We start from the raw sequence: 21514 nt of genomic DNA on the forward strand, positions 1-21514 counted from the left end.
TCATAAAGAATTTAAAACGGCATATTTATTTAATTTAATCATAATCACTCTTTGTATCTAACCTTATATATCCTTCTAATTCATCTTCCCTTGTATCGGTTATTACTGCATTATTGGTCAGCATGGATTTTCCATCTAATTTTAAGTTACTATATCCTGAAATACATGAATTAATTCCAAGATAGTTATGCTTGTCCAAGAAGATCCAAGGCTTTAATATTATAAAATTATATTTACAATAGGCTGGAGATTCATTTTCTAAGATTCTATCAATCCATTGTATTTCTTCTTGAGTCAAATCTTTTTTAGGCTGTATTAGTACAGTATAGCTGTAGGGGTCAATTCCGTATAATCTTACAATCAGTTTTTTTAGTTCATTATTCTCGTCCATGTCATGAACTTTAAAGTTCTCTATTATAATAGGATCAACCTCTAGGAATATTTTTAGCACTTCTTCTATAGCCTTTTTAGTTCCTCTTTTTTTATAGATATAATGGGATCTTTTTATTAATCTTCTTAATTTCTTTTCATCCCATGGCAGATAAGTATCCATACCTATCCACTCACAAAGCCATCTTAGAAATCTAGGTGGGCTATTGTCAATATCGAAATAATTCGATACATAATCTATTTTTTCTTCTATTTCCATATAAAAGGATTCAAGTATAGATAGATATCTTTCCAAGAAATCATCTTCATTTATATTTGCTTGATAGATTTCTGGCAAGTACCTCAAATAGGAAGTACGATTATAATAAACTCTTATTCTATCAATCTTAGGGGTATAAAAATCTCTGCCACTAAGTTCTATTCTTAAAATGATATATCTTCCCTGTGCTCTTTGAAACAGCGCTTCATTAGCATTTACGATTTCCTTACTCCATAACCCCTCAAAATATTTCTCTTTCTCTTCAAATGCAAAGTCACTGCTGCTGATAAAGCTTCTAACATCAAAGCTCTTTCCACCCAAGTATACCATGGGGTCATCAAAGGCATAGTAATCAATTTTTATTTGGGTATCCTTTGGAATCTCTGCCTCAATCAAAATCTTATGCCACTTCATCTCCGCTTCTTGGCTGTCAAATACCTTAGAGTAGTAAACTCCTGAATAGTTTTTGAGTCCCTTCAAAGTGCTTACCATCGTTTTTCTTGTATATATGTACAATATTTCATCTTTGCTTTTAATGAATATTTTACCTGACTCATCGAATTTCATTTGATTGCTCACTATTCTTAAATAGGGCATTACTTCTAGTTTGACATAATCTTTCGTCTTTTCCAAATAGGCCTGTCCTTCTTTTTCATAATTTATATATAGACAGCCCTTTCTATCTATAAAAATACTCAGTAATTTATCTACATTAAACACGTTTATCAATGATTCCGATAATTTGTTATCTTCTATTTCCTCAAGGGAGAGTACATGAACCTGGCCCTCCATTTTGTCTGCTAAAAACAGTCTGTTTTCTTTATGGGCAACTACTGAAAATCTCGTTTCAGTATAATAATTATTATTGCTACAGTATTTATTCAAATTTAAGTGCTTAATTTTATTTTCTATGATATTTATCCATGTTAAATTAATATCCTCATCAAGTACTAGAATATTGCCTTCATTGGTCATATAATAATCTAAGATTTTTTTATTATTGCGAATTTCCATTTCTCTTAATATCTGGCCCGTCCTATATGAATAGACTCTTACATAATAACCTTGGTTTCTAAACAATCCAATTATCTTATTTTCTGTTACTTCTAACTCAATAACATCTTTAAATTCATCTATCTGATATACCCTATCTAATGTATCAATTAAAGCATCATATTCCCATAAAACACCATTATCATCTATAAAATAAACTATACCTTGCTTTTCACAGGAATAGGCTAAGATTTCAGATATAGCTCCCTTTCTTTGTATATCTATGGTAGAATCAATGCTATACTTCTTGACTTCTCTAATTCTTATATCATTTTCTACAGATATATTCCTAGATATACCTTCCTTCCAGTCGGCTTTTTTATTTATTGAAAAGAAATCCGATTCTCTATACACCTTCTTCACCTCCCCCTTAATTTCACTCTCCTAGTCTACGTTTTAATCAATTAATTCTATCTCTACTTTACCACAATAATATATTCCATTTTCAGCTAAGAAGATATTTCCATTTCTATCTTTCTTAATACCTTGCCCTTTTCCATCTAACCACAATTCCTTAACATACTTTGTTGCATCGAATTCGCTAATGATACTTAGTATCTCATTTTTATAAATTGGAGTACCTATTTCATATTTATCATCAATTTGCTCTAATGAAATTGGGGATAAATATTTCTTAATTTTTTCTTTTAATCCTATAGTGTCAAATTTATTTCTATCTTGGGTTGAAATAATACACTTTACAGATATTTCAACATACTCTGGCTCTATAGCTTTCACACATGTGGTTATCAATCTATAGTCATCAAGATATTTCTCCACTATATCTAATAACCTTCTATCTGGCTTAGGATTATAGGTCTCCGTATAGGGAACTACAACTATATTCACAGCATTTTCTCCACAGGGTATAGCCTTTGACATGGCTATTCTAACTCCTGGAATTCTCTTCACTAAAATCTCATAATCCTTTTTTGTAACGGCTCTATGTATTTCATTGAAGTCTTTAAAAACGACTTCTTTTCCATCTTCTAAAGTCATCTTAGAAGATCCACCATTAGCTTGTGTAATATTTTCAAGGCTCAAGGCACTATAGTCCTCTATCTTATTAAGAAGCCTATTTACCTCCCCTTCTTTTACATTTCCCCGCTCCCTATTGGATTTTACAAGAGAAACTATTCTTATATTTTCAAAGCAGCTAAAGGGAATCATTCCTTTTTCTCCATCACCAAAATAAATTGTATCCTTTTCATAATTACATGAAAAATGTGTATCATAGGGGCCCGATGATACCAGATTTTCAATATACTTAAAATCCTTCCAAATCATTTTATTATCTCTAACTTGTCCAACCTGTAATACTAAGGAAGATGGGACTATATTATCCAGTCTTAATTTGAAGGATTGATTAGGTAATCCATTACTAGAACCAATTATACTTTCATGTTTAAAGGGTTCATGATAGGCTATCATTCTCAGTCTCTCATATTGCCCTTTAAAGTATATACATATCTTTTTATTATCATAATTCCTTTCTAAGATATACTCCTTCTCCTCTAGGTCTACCCAGTATCCGCCCTTCCAATATTGAAGAACGCAGCTTCCATGTAAAGCTAAGTAGTGATCTACTATAGCAAGTTTATGTCTAATCTCAAGTTCTATTATTTTAGCCATACTATGAACATTAGATGCTCTAACTGTATTTAGCCTCATGTATTCTATTCGAGGAGGTACATGGGCTTCAAATTCTTCGATCTCAAACATAATCCAATGGTAGTATCCTTGGTTATACTCAACGGTAGTGGCCTTCATATCTCTGTTCATCTTCAATGACAATATACCTGTCTTAGTAAAAAGTTCAGTAGTATTCGATAAGCATTCTATTTCTTCCCATTTGTTCGACGTTGTAAATGTATACCATTTACCCTTTATTCCATATTCATATATATTTTGACCATTTATCTTAACAGGATAATCAGTAAACATATTAAAAAGTATTTCAATATTTTCATCCCTTTGAAATCTATCCTTAAAGCCAATATATAGTCTATTTCCTTTGTTAAGCTTCTCTCCAAATCCATAGAAGTATATATGTTTATTTAGATTAGAGTATGTATTATCAATTTGTTGATTCTCCATTGAAGTTATGACACTCTCTATGGAGTTAGAAGTAATCGATATGGACTTTAAGGTTTCAAAGACCTGGTCTTCTGCTAAAAGCTTTATTCCCTTTGGCACTATTGTCTTATTTTGTGTGCTATCAAATGTAATATAAGTCTCTGCTATACCTTGATCTTCTAAGGTTTTTCCGTGCATTTTCAAGAATTTTAAATGATTTTTTTCTGTCACTGCGTTTAAATAGTATCTTTGCATCTCAGTAAGCCAAGAAAGCATTTCAAGAAAGGTAATTCCAGGGTCATGATAATTTTCGTCGGTCCATTCCCTAGAAAACCTGTGTATATTTTTTCTCGATTCTTTTAAAATTTCTTTAAAGTTCTTTTTATCTAAATTCTCTAAAGGTAACATATTATACACCTCTTAAATCAGTAACTAGATTGCATTAATTTCAATTTCATGATCTCCACTCAAAATAATAATATTTTCCTTTTTCATTGCAGTTTCCATTGATATGTCCTGCTTTTTTAGTTTATCTACTAGATATAGATGAATGTTAATACTATCTATGTTCAATACACCGTCTATATCCGATAAAAAACTATAAAATGTAGATTCCCTTGGTATCTCTCCTATTTTCCATCCAGTAAAGCCGTAGTTTCCACTTTTGTAGTTTAGAAATCTTTCTATATTCATTTTTATATCGTCTTTAATTATAATCTTGTCATAATCAGCCTTAGCTGTTACGGATATCTTTAGGTTCATTACCAGAATATCAGGATCCGATATATACACCTTGTTCTTCCATAATAAATTACAAGGAATTTTGCTAAACAGGTATTCTTCAATCTGCTTCTTAATGACATAGGGCATTCCATTTTCAACCTTGTCCTTTAATACCACGACAACATTTAAAGAACCTCTTTCCTCAGCCATAGTATTGTTAACATTCTTTATACACTTTACGGTATATATATCGCTAGAGACTTCCTTAACGATATCCTCAATATCCCTTGCTGTTACTCCTCGATCTCTATGCCTTATTGTTTTAACTCCTCTTTTTATTGCCTCGCCTAAAAGCTCCGCATTAGCTCCTCCGTACCCTCTGCTTGGATTTGATACACTATCAATAAATGCTATGGGCTCTTCTAGCTGGTTTACACTTCCTACTTTCATATTTCCTATTGCTCCTCCACCAACCCTATAGCTTACATGTATGCCGTTCTTCAAATCATAAGGAGGTAACTTTCCTCTTATATCATCACCAAATTCTAGCTTTCCTGTTAATTGATCTATTTTATATACTCTTTCCAATGGGCCTACATGATGAAAACCCTCAACCTTTTCCCATTTTATCCACAATTCCTTTAACAGACCTAATTCATCGTATGTTTCTTTAAACTCTATATCTTTACTCTTTAAAATGTCATCGATTTCTTTCTGTCCAAGGTTTTCTAATTCATTGACCCATAGATCCATATCTATAATAGGGCTGTTCGATAGATATGTTTCTTTAACTTCATCGCTTAAATCAATATATTCGCTTATAGATAATTGCTGAGTTGCCCATACACCATTTATATATATTCCTTTAATGTACCTTATTGCATGATCTTCAGGCTCAAATAGAATTCTAATCCAATAACCTTCTTGTCCAAATAATTTACACTTTTCAAATTTCCTTAGACCTGAAATATTTAATATACCATCTTGGGTTAATCCCATGGTTTCATCTTGTATCTTTAAATTTCCCCATTCGGTCCTAACTCTATTTTTTGTTGAATACTCAACTGTAATCTTTTTATTATATATAAATGAATTGTTCATTTTGTCCAATAAGAATAATAAATTAAGGCAGCCATTTTCAATAGGCTTATCAAACAATAAATATAAAGCATTTCCAGCATATCCTACATCTTTAAAGGGATAAAAGAGCATCCCATTTGCATTTAATCTATTATATAGATCTTCGCCTTCCATATTGTTATATGCTAAGAATTTATCTATCCTCGGCAGCTTCTTCTTATAATCAAAGCTCAGCTTTAGATTTTTTATTTTTGGAGTCATATACTTTCCATCGGTTTGAAAATAATTTTCTACTCTCTCCACAACAACCTTTATATGATAATTAACTTCGCCGCTAATTTCGGTGGGTTCTATATCGTCGGGACAGTCGAATCTAACGGTTACATTCTCGTTTTTATTTAAATGATAAAATATTCTCTCGTATTTTCTATCTATCTCCATCTTCTCCCAGGCTATTCCGTTCCAATAGTACCATCTCACTGTATGTATTGACACGATTGGATCTTCAAGACTGTTTATTTCAGAGGTTTTCATTATTGGTTTCCAATTAATGTTCTTATCCTTATTTGAAAGCTTATTAGGTATTAGTTCTAAATCAAAGGATATTTCAATCTCTGCATTTTTCTTAGATAAGATATCACTGGATGATATATAAAAGCTGTCATAATGATTAAAGAATTCTCCAAATGGATAGCATTCATCCTTTTCTAAGGGTTTATCATTCAAGTATAATTTTTTAGGAGTACTTTTTTTTGAAGAACCATATAGGTTTGCTTTGATATAAAGTTCTTCTATGAAAAAGTCTTTAAAGTATGATATTCTTTCTTCCCTAATGACACCCTTAATCCATCTAGAATCTTCCAGTTCATTTTTTAGTATGGAATCATAATTATTCTTCAATAATTTTATTTTGTTTTTGCTAAGATGTATCCTATCAAACTCTTTCCATCCATCTTCCGTGTAGTACATCCAACATACATAATCTTCATTTGCAAGCATCTCTAAACCAATAGATGGGTCTGACATTGCATAGTCAAATATTAATTCAAATTCCATAGGACACCTACAATTCAACGCCGACTCAGAAGAAATGTATATAGCATGTTCTTGTAGGCTCTTTACAGAATAGTCGAAGTACGGAGTCTCTACACTAAGGTCATCGACTTCAACAATTTTATCCTTTTCTCCAGAGGTATAGAAGGTCTTTAAAAGCTTTACAGGCATAATTTCAACTAATTCATCGGTCTCAAAACTAACAAGTTCTTCATTTTCCTCATCTCTACCAAACACCTTAGTTCCTTTTTTTAGGGAAACCGAGTTTTTAGCCCCCTCGCTCAAATTGAAAACTAAAGGTAGTCTTGCCGGCTTTGGCGGCTTCAGATTTATATTTAAATAGTTTAAAAAGCTCACGAAATTTTTATCTAAAGACCTATTAAATAAATCTATAGTTTCTTCAAGCTGTAGAGCCGCCACCATAAAAAGAGCAGTCCCTACATCAGGGTTATGGGGTGTAAACTTCCACTCCGGTGTAAAGTAAGGAACTATATCCTTCATTTCATCTATTAAGTCATTAAATTTTCTATCATCTATGATTGGAGCCTTCACTTTGTCACCTTCTTACTATCATTCGACTTTAGTTCCTTCGTTTATATAAAATGGATAAACTAGATTAAATAAGTTATTTGTTTTTCTTACTACGTAATTTATATCTATTAGTAATCTAGTCGGGTCTTTTACATCCTTCTTTATTTCTACACTTACATCCTTTACTCTAGGTTCCCAGTTAAAAATCGCATACTCTATTTCTCTTTTTAGCAGATTCATCGTTGTTGCATCGGTAGACTCAAAGATAAACCTTTTAAGATTCGAGCCAAATTCACTTCTCATTATTCGCTCGCCCTTTGAGGTATTCAGTATTATCTCAATGGACTCTTTAATATCGTCTTCGTATTCCGATGTCATAATTCTTCCCGTAGAAGGGTCAACCTTTATAGGAAATTTCCAGCCTCTCCCTAAGAATTCTTTTCCCATTTTTTCACCTCAATTGAATATATCAATTTATTTTAACCATAGAGCCTTTAATGTTTACCATCCCATCGGAGCTAATATTTAGATTAGCCTTTGCTTTTATATCTACGTTAGTGGACTCTATTGAAAGCTTCGTGCTACTTTTTATTTCTACAGAACTCGAATTTCCATCTATTACAATCGAACATGACTTAGACTTAAGCTCTAGCTTGGAGTCACCGGTAATTTCTACTTTTTTCCCATCTCCATCTATAGTTATCTTATTACTTCCACTTTTATCGTTTATCTCAATCTTTCCATTGCCCTTGTCTAAAATGTTGATAGCATTGCCATTTTTCGTTTTAATCTCAATCGCGCCATCATCATCATCTATAATAGATATCTCATGCCCCGATCTTGACTTTATCATTCTAATATTATTTTTTCCATCTTCGTTGGTCTCAGGCGGCTTCTCTTGGGCATTCCATAAAGAACCAATGACATAGGGCTCTCTTATATCACCTTCTCTAAAGGTCACTAAGACCTCATCCCCTACTTCTGGTAAAAAAAACATTCCCATTTCCTGTCCAGCCATAAGGGTAACGATTCTAGCCCATTCTAGTTCCTTTTCACCAAGTCTAGTTGGAAGCTTTACCTTAACTCTGCCTAGTTTTTCTGGGTCCTTATTGTTTGTAACTATACCAACGGTAACACCATATACTCTATGCTGATTTACTTGTTTGTCATGATGCATAAAATCAAACAGATTCATATTGCATTTCCTCCAACCTTAAAATAGGTATTAAAACCATTGTCATTAATACTGTGAATAGTGGATGTTATATAAAATAGCCTAGTTTTTGTTCCCCATAGTCCCTTTATAGAAATATATCGGCCAGCCATAATCTCAGGAATACCTATGCTTACCCCTTCACCAAACACAAAATTCATTGCCCTCTTTGCTAATATCGATTTAGCTCTATCCTCTGCTTCTTTTTTTGATATCACTGGCTCATAGATATAATGTATTGTATTAGTTTTATCAATACCTCTAAGAAGGGATACTCCGTCCTTATCTCCATTTCCTAGTTTATCTATACTATTAGCCTTCGCTTCAATTTCTTCCTTTTTGTCATTGTATCCTCTAACTATAACTTCACCTATTTGCTCGGCCAAATCCATAGTATAGCTAAACTCAATAAGGTTTCTATTCAATTCGAGGGTTAAAGCTGAAGATTGATCACTATTTAGTTCTCGAAAGTACAAAGTTGATCCAATAACAAAGACTTCATAGGAATTTATATCAGCTAAATAGTTCAAGAAATCATAATCGGTCTGATGATTTTGGATTACTGTTTCAAACTCTATATCAGTTGATGATACCTCTGTTTTTAATTTATACTTTTTTGCAATTTCACTTACAATATCACTATGTTTTTTCTTCGTCCAAATAAAGCTCTTTCTGCCCTTCATCATTAGAAAAGAACTATCCATTCCCGATACTACGACAGCAGGACCCTCACCCTTAATAGATTCATATTTTACCGATGTTATGTATCCATCGAATACGGTGAAGAACTTATCTATATATCCAATCTTTATTTCAACCTTCTTTCCAACAACAAAATAGTCATCGGTCCATTTAAACTGACTTTTGTCCATTTCATAGGCATTTATAACAGAGAAGGAAAATATATCTGCTTTGTTTATGGAGGTCTCCACAACAATTTCTCCTATACCCATATGCTCCTTTTGGACAACATCCTTTCCTTCTATCATTATCTTAAAGGCAGGAACTCCAAATCCATTATATTTATTTTCTAAGGAATGAAAATCATATTTGCTTGTATCTAGTTTTAAACTACACATACTATCACTCCAACGATGGTACTATAAGGCTTGTACCAGGCTTTATTTTTCTCGGATTGTCAATTCCATTGGCCTTAGCAATAGGTCTCCAATTTCCAGCATCGTCATATTCATTATGGGCTATTGTCCAGAGTTGGTCTCCGTCCTTCAAAATTCTTTCCTTTGTCCTATCTGCCGATTGAAAGGATGCTCCCTTTAGGTATTCTTCAACGGTTTCAACCTTTTTGAAGCTTACATCTAAATAGGCCCTAAGGGGTACCCCTTCACTCGAAAACATGGTATATCTTTCATTTAGACTCTCTAAATAACCCTTAAAATAGAGGGAGCCCCAGGTTACAGCACACATAGGCGGTGCATGGTCATCGGAATATATATTCATTAAGTTTTTTATTTCTTTAGTGTAATCTCTTACATCTTGGTACTCTGATCTTGCATCAGTCCTCATTGTATAGGTATCAAAAAATAATTTCATACTGAGGGTTTCTCTTCCGCCTCCCAGAAATTGTTCAGTTTTCCCATCTAATCCCTTAATGTCTTGCTCTTTTATATCATTAGAATTACTTATTGAATATTCCGATGGGTTAAATAGAACCGATATGGTTTTTATTTCTTTGCCTTTCTTATCCATGACTATAATTTTTGCTTTATTGAAGTTATTTTTAGCCATCCTAAATCATTCCTCTTCTTTGTCTTTCGCTTTTCAATTTCCTCTCTATGTTTTTATATACTCTATCTGTTATGCTTACTATATTAACTTCTTGTCTATTTTGTTTTTTAACTTTTTGTATTTCTTCTTCAACGACTTTTTTTAACTTTGTTTGGTCTTGGCTTATCTTTTGAATCAAGTCACTCTCGAAGTTATAATTTCTTTTGTATGCCATATCTACTGAACCAAACCTGTGCTTTTCGTATTGACTAAATATCTCTTCATTAATGTCACTTCCTTTGTAACCTAAGCCTTTTTCCACACTCGTGTTTCTCTTATATGAAAAATTACTAAATGAGGATATGCTTTCATTCCTCTTATTATGAACCTTAAGGATATTCAATTTGTTAACAATTTCTTTAGCAGAATGTTTTTCTATTTTAAGGATATTTTTATTAATATATTTAGTGTTTTTAGGAAAACTCCTTAAATCGAATAGTTCTAAATAGGCCTTAGTGCCATCACCCTTTATAATATGGTTTTCGAATTTCCTTAAATCTGTCTTTGTAAACCTTTTTCCTATACTTCTATGGATTTGATAGGAAATATATTTATTATTAAGTAAATTCGATCTATAATCTTGGGTACTTGTATTGATATATTTATCTAGATTTCTATTAATAAAGTCTATATTTTTATGGATTGTCTCATATATTTCAATATTATCCTTACTAGATATTAAAGTATCGTTATCTATGTAATGCTTTTGGACTTTTCTGTTTAATAGTTCTTTGACCTGAGTCTCTTCCATCAATGTATTGAGCTCTTTATTTACATAGGTATTTAGAATGCTCTCCCTATTGGTTACCCCTATATTTTTCTTGAAAATACTTTCTAAAACAAATTGATTTTTTACTTTATTCGATATCTTGCCTTGGTTCTTCGATAAAAAGTCTATTTTTAATAAGTTTTTCAATATCTCTTCTTTATGTAGTAAGCTCTTAGGAAAGCTCAAATTGTACATATCCAAATGCTCAGTTCTTCTAGGAGTTTTGGATTGATATATATTAGCAGTTTTACTAAAGGTTCTATAATCATAATCCTTGGAGTTCTTAGTATTATTAAATCTTAAGTTATTAACGCTTAACAGCTCATTCAAGGTATCCCCTAGATGATTATTATAATTTCTTCTTTGAATAAATCTATTATCATAGAAACTAATCAAATTATGCTCATTTTTAAGTGATGTAATTTTGTTTCTGGTTATATTTTTATACAAGTAATCTATCTGTTTATAGACATTTCTATTTGCTATTGGTACTAAGTTAGTGCTTTTAACGGCTTCTCTTCCTGTAAAAAACTTGTTCAAAAATAACAATTTTGTTTTTGCACTTTTACTTAAATTATTAATTTCTAGCTCAGAAAATTTATTTTCATTATAGGTTCTATAATCATTATCTTCATAGGATAGGTTCTCGATTTTTGTTAGGTTATTTATTAACTTCTTGGCCTTTAAATCCTTTATAGAATCTATGTAGATTATTTTACTGGTATTAGATGAGTTATTATCACTTTTGTTAACTACTTTATCAAAGTTCGATATTCTTTTGGTGATTTGGTTTAGGTTAACATCTATTTTACTTTCTAAGGATTTTAATTCCTGCAATACAAATGAATTTGAATAAGGATTTGATTCAAAGGTTTTATCCAATAGTAACTCGTTTAATATCTCTCTATATCTGGAGTCCTTATTTATATTGATTTTTGATACATAGCTATTCATTAAATAATTATGTTTATATCTATTTAAAAGTGTTTTGAATATCTCGGTATTCTTAACTTGATTTTCTATATTATTGTTCTTACTTACTTTCCTTAATACATTTCTTATATAGGGAAAATATAATTGATTATTGAAATCTCTATTTAAATATGATCGGTTATTAGTCTTAAATAATTGCTTTGTCGAACTTATAAATTCTAGATTATTAATATTATTTCTATTGTTATATGCAATCTTGAGCAATCCTTCTGTGTTACTCATCAATACTTTTTTAAAGGCCGAAAGGATTATACTGATATTATTAGAGCCTTCATTAAACTCTTTTGTTAAAGAATCTATTCTATAAGAAATATTCCTATTAAAGGCTTCCAATACTATGGTTTCTTTAATAGAATTAATAATGTCGTTATTTATCTTATAAAGATCATTACTATCAGATAACCTATTTCTTATTATTCGTTTTTTTAATATATTATTAAAATCTTGTGTTTTTACAGCCTCTGAAATAAAAGTATCGGCTAATTTGACATAATCATTATTTGAAAAATTAGTATTGTAGACATATTCTTCATTGATGTTTAATATTTCTTCTTTAATTTTTTCTACTAAAATATTCTTATCAATAAACTCATTATGTTTTAAGCTCTCCACATCTAAATTCAATATGTTATCTACATTGTTTATTTCTTCTTTAAAGCTTTTTATTAGCTTTCTATTTTTTCTTTCAATTTCTAGGCTACTAATATGGCTTTCAGATCTATAGTTAGTCTTAAATAGACTTTCTGTATTATTTATAAATAACTTTTTAAAGGTAGCAAATATTATATCGATATTTTCTGGTGTTTCTTTAAATTCACTTGTTATGGATTGCAGTTTATATGAAATATTTCTATTATATGATTCCATCCCTATAGTATCTTTAAGGGAATTTACAATAATGTTATTTATAAGATCTCTATTATTTAAATTATTCCTACTAAGGAATTTACTTTTTAATATTTGTGTTTTAAAGATACTATCAAATTCTGGTGTTTTTATAGCCTCTGAAATAAAGGTCTCTGTTAGTTTAATGTAATCATTATCGGAAACATGAATATTAGCAATATGTTCTTCATTACTCTTCAATATTTCTTCTTTGATTCTTTCTATTAGTAAGTTTTTTTCAATGAGCTTACTATAGTCTAATTTTTTTCTACCTAAATCTAGTATGTTATTTACACTATTTATTTCTTCTTTGAAGCTTTTTATTAGCTTTCTACTTTTGTTTTCAATTTTCAAGTTGTTAATATGGTTTTTATAGTTGTAGTTAGCTTTAAGCATACTTTCACTATTATTTATAAATACCTTCTTAAAAACAGAAATAATCATTTCGATATTTTCTGGTGCTTTGTTAAATTCATTTGTTAAGGATTCTATTTTATATGAAATGTTTCTATTAAATGATTCTAGCCCCATAGTCTCTTTAAGGGAATTTATAATAATATTATTTATAACTGCTTTATCCTTTAGATCATTCTTACTTGCCAATTCACTTTTTAATATCTGTTTTTTAAAGATATTATTAAAGTCTGGTGTTTTTATGGATTCTGAAATAAAGGTCTCTGTCAATTTAATGTAATCATCATCTGAAAAATGAATATTAGAAGCATACTTTTTATTACTATTCAATACTTCTTCTTTAATTTTCTCTATTAGTAAATTCTGTTCAAAAAACTTATTATAGTCTATTTTTTTTACATCTAGGTTTAATATGTTATTTATATTGCTTATTTCTTCCGTAAAGCTTTTAATATGTTTTATATTTTTACTTTCTTTTTTCAAATTACTAATATGATTTTTATAGCTATAGTTAGCCTTAAGCAGACTTTCCCTGTTATTTATAAATACCTTCTTAAAAATTGAAAGTATCAGATCTCTATTTTGTGGTGTTTCCTTAGATTCCTTTGTTACGTACTGTATTCTATCTAAAATCTCCCTATTAAATGATTCCCTTGTCATGGTCTCTTTGAGAGAATTTACAATAATGTTATTTACAACACCTTTATCCTTTATTTCATCGCTACTAACCAATTCCTTTCCTAATATCCGCTTTTTAAAGATGTTATTAAATTCCTGGGTTTTTATAGCCTCTAAAATAAAGTTTTCTGTCAATTTAATGTAATCATTATCTGAAAAGTGAATCTTAACATTATGTTCTTCATTACTTTTCGATATTTCTTCTTTAATTTTTTCTATTAACAAATTCTTTTCAAGGAACTGGCTATAATCTAAATTCTTTACCTCTAAATTTAATATGTTTTTTATGTGGTGTATTTCTTCAGTAAAGTTCTTGATTAGATTTTTATTCTGGTGAATGATATTAGCATTTTTACTAACTTGCTTATTGTTAAATTGCTTATAATGATTCTGTATATTTGATATCTCTAAATTATTATGGATTACAGTTTTCTTCCTAAGATCATTAGTATTTTGTACATTTCGAAGAACAGACTTAACAATATTATTTGTAGTCAAAATATTTGTCTGCTGGTCATTTAACAGTTCAAGGTGGCAATCAATTTGATTACTAAGGTTTTCAAAGTATTCTAGAGCTGGATTTTGCCTATGAGTAAAACTGAAATATCCTAGATAGTTGTTATATCTCATATAGTATTTGTTTAAAATCTTACCTAGAAATCTGTGATCTAGATGAGCTATTCTTTTGCTTTTTCCTATATTCTTAGCAATCGTCTTCATAGGCACCTCCTTTACAAAATAAGCTTATGTACTTTCCTTCATTCCTTCGTGGGTTATTTCGATTCTTTCAACTAGTATAGACGTTCCTAATGCATCAAGCTCTCCTGCTTCCCATTTTACAGGATATCCGTTGTAAAAGTTCCATCTTCTAACTATTTCTTTCCCTTGGTTCCAAAGAATTATAGAAAAGTTTTTCTTTATGATTATTCCTTCTTGTATTTGACTAAACCATTTTAAAAGCTCCTTTGAGCTTGTCACTCCCTTTTCCAAAACTATATTTGAGTGTTTTATTCTTACGGGAATTTTATGGGTAAAATGATTTACTCCGCCTTCTTCATATTCTTCTACTTCAACCTCCGATGCAACCCCTGAGGCCTTTAAAAAATTTCCTTCCTGTATCCCATCAATTTCTACACTAAAATAGAAATTACCAATAGGCATATCCTTTCTCTCAAACATTTCTATCACCTGTTTCATCAATCATTAAATACATCGAAAATGTTCTTCTTTTCCTTCTCGCCATTCATCTTTCTATTAATCCTCGATATCTCTTCACACCATTTTTTTCTATCGCGATGTTCTAAATTCATTACCTCTTCCTGTGACCAATGAAAATAATAGGAAATAAAGGCTACTTCCTCGTAGATCTTTTTGAGTGGATATCTTACAAGTCTACGCTCTCTCCCAAAAAATCCATACTCACCTCAAATCTCTTGTCACAATGAGGGCAAGTCATGTTTATATTTGGATTATCTAATTGATTGATTCTGCCGTAAAGCTCTTGAAGGTATCCTAAATCTATGGTAAAGAGGTTTTCTATTACTGAGGTATCAATAGAATTCAATGTCCCAAGGGAAGTAATAACTCTAGATAGAAGCACTATAGTCAAATAACTTGGGTTTTGCTGTACTCTTGCGTCTCTCATAGGTACTATTTCATCTGCTGCTGTAGCAAGTCTCATGATTCCCTTTTTGTGTAGATTTCCTTCCTTATCTACATATCCTCTAGGAAGTGTAAATTCATATTCCGTTTGAAAAACCATGCTATTTCCTCCTTAATTCATAAACCAGTTTCAACTATAGGCCATTAAATACCTATAGTTGAAACTAGAATTATCCATTTTATGCAGTTCTCTTTAACCCTTCATGGGCTAATTCCATTGCTTCTATTGCAACTTCAGAACCAGTTGCGTTGAAATCTGGAGCAGTGTATTTAACAGGCCAAGCCTCTACAATCTCCCAAGTTGCAAGAGGACTACCATCTTCCCCTAGGGCTGTTATTGTAACAACCTTTCTTTCAACTTTACCCTCTACACAATCCTTAATCCAGTTGTATAGATCCATAGAGTCAGTAACTCCATGCTTTAAAGTTATATTACTATACTTTGTTAATCCTGGTAACTTATAAGGAGTAGTAGGGTCATCTCCTTCTCTATATTCAATAGTATCAATTGATACTTCAAAACCTGTTACTTCATTGAAGCCCGCTTCAGCACCGCCTACAGAAACCTTATATCTAAAATTTCTGATAGGATCCTTTCTATCCGCCATAAATTACACCTCCTGAAAAATATTCTATTCTCCTCCGCTTTCAGCAGTAAATTGAGTAAATCTGAAGATTACGAATTCCGCAGGTTTTACTGGCGAAACTCCTATTACACATATTAATCTACCATTATCAATGTCATCTTGAGTCATTGTAGTTCTATCGATCTTTATGAAGAATGCCTCAGCTGGAGTAGAACCATATAATGCTCCATCTCTCCATACTCCTGTTAAGAAGTTGTCTAGGCTTCTCTTAACTCTTGCCCAAAGTTCTTCATCATTTGGCTCGAATACAACCCAGTCGGTATTTCTTCTTACGGATTCTTCTAAGAAGATGAATAGTCTTCTAACGTTTATGTATCTCCATAATGGATTTGAGCTAAGGGTTCTTGCTCCCCATACTCTTATTCCTTGACCTGCAAAGAATCTAATTAGGTTTACTCCTATAGGGTTTAAAATATCTTGCTCACCCTTATTGTACTGACAATCTAGGGATACACAAGCCCTAACTATTTCATTGGCAGGAGCTTTATGAACACCTCTAGTATTATCAGATCTTGCATAGATTCCTGCAATAGAACCTGAAGGAGGTATTGCAATATTTCTCTTATCAAGTGCATCAAATACATTCAACCATGGATGATAAAGAGCTCCATAGCTTGAGTCAAACATATTTCTATATTCTTTAATATCATTGACTCTTTTCGTATCCCTTGGGATATCAAGTATTGCAAATCTATTGCCCTTGTTTTCACAGTGTGCAATTAAGCTAAGTTGTACTGCTGGAATAGTAACTCCAGGCACAGCCATTATACTTACTTCATCGTTATCTATGAATGCATTTATACCAGTACGTTTTCCTGGACCTAAGTCCTTACCCATGAAATCAGCAGCTGAAATATTTGCTAATGAACCATCACTACCCCCGGATAATGAAATCCAGAACTTAGAGTTTTCAGCATTTCCTCCTGATAATAGTGTAAATGGTTCTTCAACAGATTGAAGTTCATCATAATTGCATGCGATTTTAACTAAGTTAGATTTATTAACCTTCTTTTCTATGTAGTTGTTTCCTGATATATTAAAGGATAATTTCTCATAGGCTTCAACTTCATCTCCATAGGCTATCTGCATGTCAAACTCTGATGTGCTAAGAAGTTTCTTAGGTAGGATGTCTGTATCTACAACATCACCATCAAGTGGAGAATCTAGAGTAATCATATTATTTTGAGACATAACAATCTTTCTAACTTGCTTGTTCTCTCCATCGTCGAATACTACAATATCTCCATCATTGAATCCTATACTGCTCTTAACTCTGTATTGTGCAGATGCTGCTGGATCTCCTAATACTTCAAGTATTGGAGTTTTTGCCTTGCTAGATGGAGTTACCAATATTCTTATTCTATCTCCCCATGATCCAGGGTTTTTAGCTTCAATTTTCATGAATTCTAATGTTTCGTTTGTAGCAACATTAGCATCTTCAGGAACTACCCTCATCACGTATGCTCTACTTCCACCATTGATAAAGAAGTGTTCAACTGCATATGATAGGAATCTATACTCTCCAAATTGGTTTTCTGATAGGTATCCTCCAAATTTTCTTTGGAAATCAGCAAAGCTAGTTACAAGCTCTGGAAGCCCTTCCGCTTCTCCTCTTTGAGCTAGTCCAAGGAATCCTGCTGTACTTGTACTAACGCCAGCTATAGGGACTCCACCACTTTCAAATTCTTCAATGTAAACTCCAGGCGATAAATATTCTGGCATAATTTCCGGTTTCTTTTCTCCAAAAGAAACCCTTGCCCCCTTTCTACAATGTGATATTTTTTAAGTTAAGCAATGTACCTTCTCTAACTTTGGTACTCACCTCCTTAAAAGATTTAAAATATGATAGATTTATTTTAATATCTATATCTTTTTTCAATAGACCTCTGAAATATATTAGACCATTTCCTTTTTCATCGGTTTTACTGATAAAGGCCTTTATTAGCTTGCCTCCCTTTGAATGGTCAAATAGTAGAGGTTTATTTAAAACAAATTTGGTGTCATCCTTTTTATTAACAACCTTAACAAACTCACCATTGTCTCCTGATCCAGCATTTAAGTAAAAGGTATCTCCAGGCTGGATTTCACTATAAAATTTCTTTATTGAAACCAGTTCTTCACTTTTCTTACAAGCTTCTGACAGCTCGCCCTCATAATAGTTCTTAGTATCTATAAAAGCCTCTACAAGCGCTCCAACTATAGGTTTATTACCTTCATCTATTAGCTTAAATCTAACTATAGTAGCTCCTTGAGCAGAAAAATACTCTGGCTTTTTTTTCAGCCTAATGTTTATTAGAGGATTAAGTGGGTCTAGGCTGCTAACATCTATTTCTATTTTTTCTTTAAAATAAATCTCGGACTCAATATTGATTTCACAATCATCTTCTTCTAGGTTTGTAAATATATAATATCCACCACTTTTTTTTATGGACCTATAAAGTTCTTTGTTAATAATTATATCTACTCCAGAACTGACTGGCTGTAGATCATAATCATCAATTAGTCTCAAAGCAAAGCTTACTTTTTTCCTAATTACGCTTCCCTCATTCATATACGACTCCTGTCTTTTCTAACAACGCTAATTTTAGAGTCAACAACCCTTTTAACTTCTTTAATCCTAGTTGAATCTATTAGAACAGGTCCAACCCTATAGGCAATGGATAGGCTGTATGGGATATCATTGAAGTTCCATATCCTCATCATTTCGTCATAGGATAGGTTCTTTATTTCAAGCCTTATTTCTTGATTTGAATCCTTAAGACTTCCTACAAGCTGTGAATCTCTCAATATGGCATTATCATACAAAACCTGGATTGCTCTTCCTAATATTTTGTGTTCATCTAATGCCTTGTATTTTAATTCTGCAGTAGAATAGGCCGTCAATAAATAGTATAGGTTAAAGGATATAGGTGGATATCTTAAATTCCCATCGGGAAGTTTAATCATCTCAGTTTGCCTAAATTCTCCGCTTTCTTCAATGTTGTAAAGATACAGAGTTAATTGAAAATCTCCCTTTTCTGCCGGGGAGCATAATCCAATATTCTCTTTTTTGTCGATTGGTTCTGGAATTAAGTTTTCCTGTAGGAGTCTCACAAGACTGAGTCCCACATCTGCAATAGCTGTATAACCTGAGATAATATCACCCCCTAATCAATTAAATATCTATATTCGCCTAAGTCATCCTTTAGTAAAAGCTTGTCCATCTTTTGTAGCTCGTACTTTGCTGCAAACAATATATGCCTCATGGTTATTTTTTCTTTCTCCTGGGCCGCTAGAAAAGCTGAGTATTCGATTATATTCTTAATATTACCCCCTGCGACCTCAAAGGTATCAGCTAAAAATTCAAAATCCATGTCATTTTCAATCGGAGCCTTGTCTGGAAGAGTAATTTCCCATATCTTTTTTCTAGATATGCTGTCTGGAAATGGAAAATTAACTATAAAGTTTATTCTTCTTAAGAAGGCCTTATCAATGTTCTTTAAGAAGTTTGTGGTCAGTATGGTTACCCCTTCGTATTCTTCGATTTTTTGCAGGAGATATGATGTCTCAATGTTAGCAAATCTATCATTTGAACTTCTTACCTCACTTCTTTTTCCAAAGAGAGCATCTCCTTCGTCGAAAAATAATATTGCATTGCTAAGACTTGCTTCTTCAAATATTACATGGAGATTTTTCTCCGTTTCACCTACATATTTGCTAACAACCTGGGATAGGTCTATTTTATATAGCTCAAGGTTTAGCTCATTGGCCATAACTTGAGCTGACATGGTTTTACCTGTCCCTGGAGGCCCTGCACAAATTATTGATAAACCTTTACCATAGGCTACCTTTTTACCAAATCCCCATTCTTCATATACTACATATCTATTTTTAACTTGATTGCATGCATCCTTTAAAAGCTTCTTTTGTTCCTCAGCTAATATCAACTGATCCCAGGTATAGGTCGTATTTACCTTTACAGCCTTCTCAGTTAACTTGTTATCCACCTGCTCATAACAAGAGTCATATATAGCTTTTTCAAAATCTGTACTGCTCAGAAGCTTTGTTTTAGTGGCTTTAATGGTATTTCGTATTTGAAGAGGCGTAAAATTAAACTTCGCCGCCAGCTCATCTTGATTTAGATCATCTATTTCAAAATGTCTAGAATAAAGCTTCCAAAGTTCTTTTCTTTCATTAAAGTTAGGTCTATCTATCTTAAATACAACCACTGAATTTTTATTAAAGTATTTATTAGGTCTATATTCTTCCTGTGAAAGAATAAAAACTGGCTCTAGAAAATATTCCAACATACAGTAAAAGTCCTTAAAGGCTGTTTCTTTGTTATCTAGCATTTCTAAGATATGAAAGTTTTCAAAGACAATCGAAGCTTCCCTTAGAATTGCTTCTCTTATCAGGGACTTTACTGCATTCTTTAAGGATATCTCCTTTGCTAAAATACTCCCAATATCTACTATTAATGAGTCCTTTTTTAATATATTGAAATAGCTTTTTACTATATGCTTCTTTCCAACTCCATTATTACCATGTATGTATATGAACAAGTTATGATTGTAGTTTCTTTCATCCTCTAAAAAATTTCTGATGCTACTTCCTACATTCTCTATGATAGCTTCATGTGATAGGGAATCTAGGATATGACTCCTATGGTCATATATATTAAGAAGGTCTTCTAAATTCGGGTCTACCCTATCGTTTTCTAGTAGATAGTCTATTATCTTATCATGGATTATAAGCTCACTAGACAGAAAGGTTTCATTGCTGTCAAAGACTTCATCTTCTAAGATAAACATCTTAAAAAAGCTATTTTTAGTGGTTCTATTTCTAAAATCTATTTTTTCTATATTAGATAAGTTAAGGAGTCTTAATGCCAGGTCTATAGAAGGTCTCTTTTTGCTTATATTATCCTGTATATACCCATATATTTTTTCGTATTTTGGGTCAATCTCTACTGAGATACCTATTAAAAGAAGATTGATTTCTATAGGGTTAAGATTAAATATGCTACAGATCTTATCAAAGCTTAGCAGGATATTATTTTCATTGGTTTCTGTAAGCTTCTTTTCAATAATCTCCTTAGCTTTCTTTATTTCATCATCAATTTGAGAGGTATCTGTTTTTTCACTATTATTTCTATCAAGAATTTTGACTACTTCGCTTTCTGTAATAGCCAGCCCTTTAAAGGGATTCAGACCCTTTGCTTCGATATCTTCGGCTAATATCAGTCTATGAATTTTTAAATCCAATAGCTTCAATAGGTCTATAATATACTCCTTTGAGCTTAAGTAATACATTTCTTTATTCAT

General features: G+C 31.8%; 16 protein-coding genes. All 16 read right to left on the minus strand.

The window, feature by feature from the left end:
* Positions 1-34 precede the first annotated feature (34 nt).
* On the minus strand, positions 35-2056 hold the full coding sequence (locus R9X47_RS10855; RefSeq protein WP_432666834.1) for a phage tail protein: 2022 nt from the start codon (positions 2054-2056) through the stop codon (positions 35-37).
* Between the two features lie 42 nt (positions 2057-2098).
* Complete coding sequence (locus tag R9X47_RS10860) at positions 2099-4186, minus strand: baseplate J/gp47 family protein (protein WP_432666835.1); 2088 nt, start codon at positions 4184-4186, stop codon at positions 2099-2101.
* A gap of 24 nt (positions 4187-4210) precedes the next feature.
* Complete coding sequence (locus R9X47_RS10865; protein ID WP_432666836.1) at positions 4211-7186, minus strand: baseplate J/gp47 family protein; 2976 nt, start codon at positions 7184-7186, stop codon at positions 4211-4213.
* Between the two features lie 18 nt (positions 7187-7204).
* A complete protein-coding gene (locus tag R9X47_RS10870; protein ID WP_432666837.1) occupies positions 7205-7612 on the minus strand; it encodes a GPW/gp25 family protein in 408 nt (135 codons plus the stop codon).
* Between the two features lie 22 nt (positions 7613-7634).
* Positions 7635-8360 (minus strand): phage baseplate assembly protein V, encoded by a 726-nt coding sequence (locus R9X47_RS10875; protein ID WP_432666838.1) that lies wholly within the window; start codon positions 8358-8360, stop codon positions 7635-7637.
* Complete coding sequence (locus R9X47_RS10880; RefSeq protein WP_432666839.1) at positions 8357-9457, minus strand: phage late control D family protein; 1101 nt, start codon at positions 9455-9457, stop codon at positions 8357-8359. The genes R9X47_RS10875 and R9X47_RS10880 overlap by 4 nt, the downstream gene beginning before the upstream one ends.
* 4 nt (positions 9458-9461) lie before the next feature.
* A complete protein-coding gene (locus R9X47_RS10885; RefSeq protein ID WP_432666840.1) occupies positions 9462-10124 on the minus strand; it encodes a CIS tube protein in 663 nt (220 codons plus the stop codon).
* A 1-nt stretch (position 10125) separates the two neighbouring features.
* The gene (locus R9X47_RS10890; RefSeq protein ID WP_432666841.1) at positions 10126-14622 is read right to left on the minus strand and encodes a hypothetical protein; all 4497 of its coding nucleotides are present in this window, start codon (positions 14620-14622) and stop codon (positions 10126-10128) included.
* A gap of 24 nt (positions 14623-14646) precedes the next feature.
* Entirely contained in the window at positions 14647-15081 is a 435-nt protein-coding gene (locus R9X47_RS10895) for a phage tail protein (RefSeq protein WP_432666843.1), read from the minus strand.
* Between the two features lie 17 nt (positions 15082-15098).
* The gene (locus R9X47_RS10900) at positions 15099-15269 is read right to left on the minus strand and encodes a DUF6760 family protein (protein WP_432667621.1); all 171 of its coding nucleotides are present in this window, start codon (positions 15267-15269) and stop codon (positions 15099-15101) included.
* Positions 15270-15286: 17 nt separating this feature from the next.
* Positions 15287-15664 carry a phage tail assembly protein gene (locus tag R9X47_RS10905; protein ID WP_432666844.1) on the minus strand — a complete coding sequence of 126 codons (378 nt, stop codon included), beginning with the start codon at positions 15662-15664 and terminating at the stop codon, positions 15287-15289.
* Between the two features lie 79 nt (positions 15665-15743).
* Positions 15744-16172 (minus strand): phage tail protein, encoded by a 429-nt coding sequence (locus R9X47_RS10910; protein WP_432666845.1) that lies wholly within the window; start codon positions 16170-16172, stop codon positions 15744-15746.
* Between the two features lie 24 nt (positions 16173-16196).
* A complete protein-coding gene (locus tag R9X47_RS10915; protein ID WP_432666847.1) occupies positions 16197-17933 on the minus strand; it encodes a phage tail sheath family protein in 1737 nt (578 codons plus the stop codon).
* A gap of 43 nt (positions 17934-17976) precedes the next feature.
* Positions 17977-18762, minus strand: a complete 786-nt coding sequence (locus tag R9X47_RS10920; protein WP_432666848.1) for a hypothetical protein — start codon at positions 18760-18762, stop codon at positions 17977-17979.
* Positions 18759-19304, minus strand: a complete 546-nt coding sequence (locus R9X47_RS10925; protein WP_432666849.1) for a DUF4255 domain-containing protein — start codon at positions 19302-19304, stop codon at positions 18759-18761. Before R9X47_RS10925 ends, R9X47_RS10920 begins: the two co-directional genes overlap by 4 nt.
* Before the next feature lie 53 nt (positions 19305-19357).
* The gene (locus R9X47_RS10930; protein WP_432666850.1) at positions 19358-21514 is read right to left on the minus strand and encodes an ATP-binding protein; all 2157 of its coding nucleotides are present in this window, start codon (positions 21512-21514) and stop codon (positions 19358-19360) included.

Source organism: Wukongibacter baidiensis (assembly GCF_050888315.1).
Lineage (GTDB): Bacteria > Bacillota > Clostridia > Peptostreptococcales > Caminicellaceae > Wukongibacter > Wukongibacter baidiensis.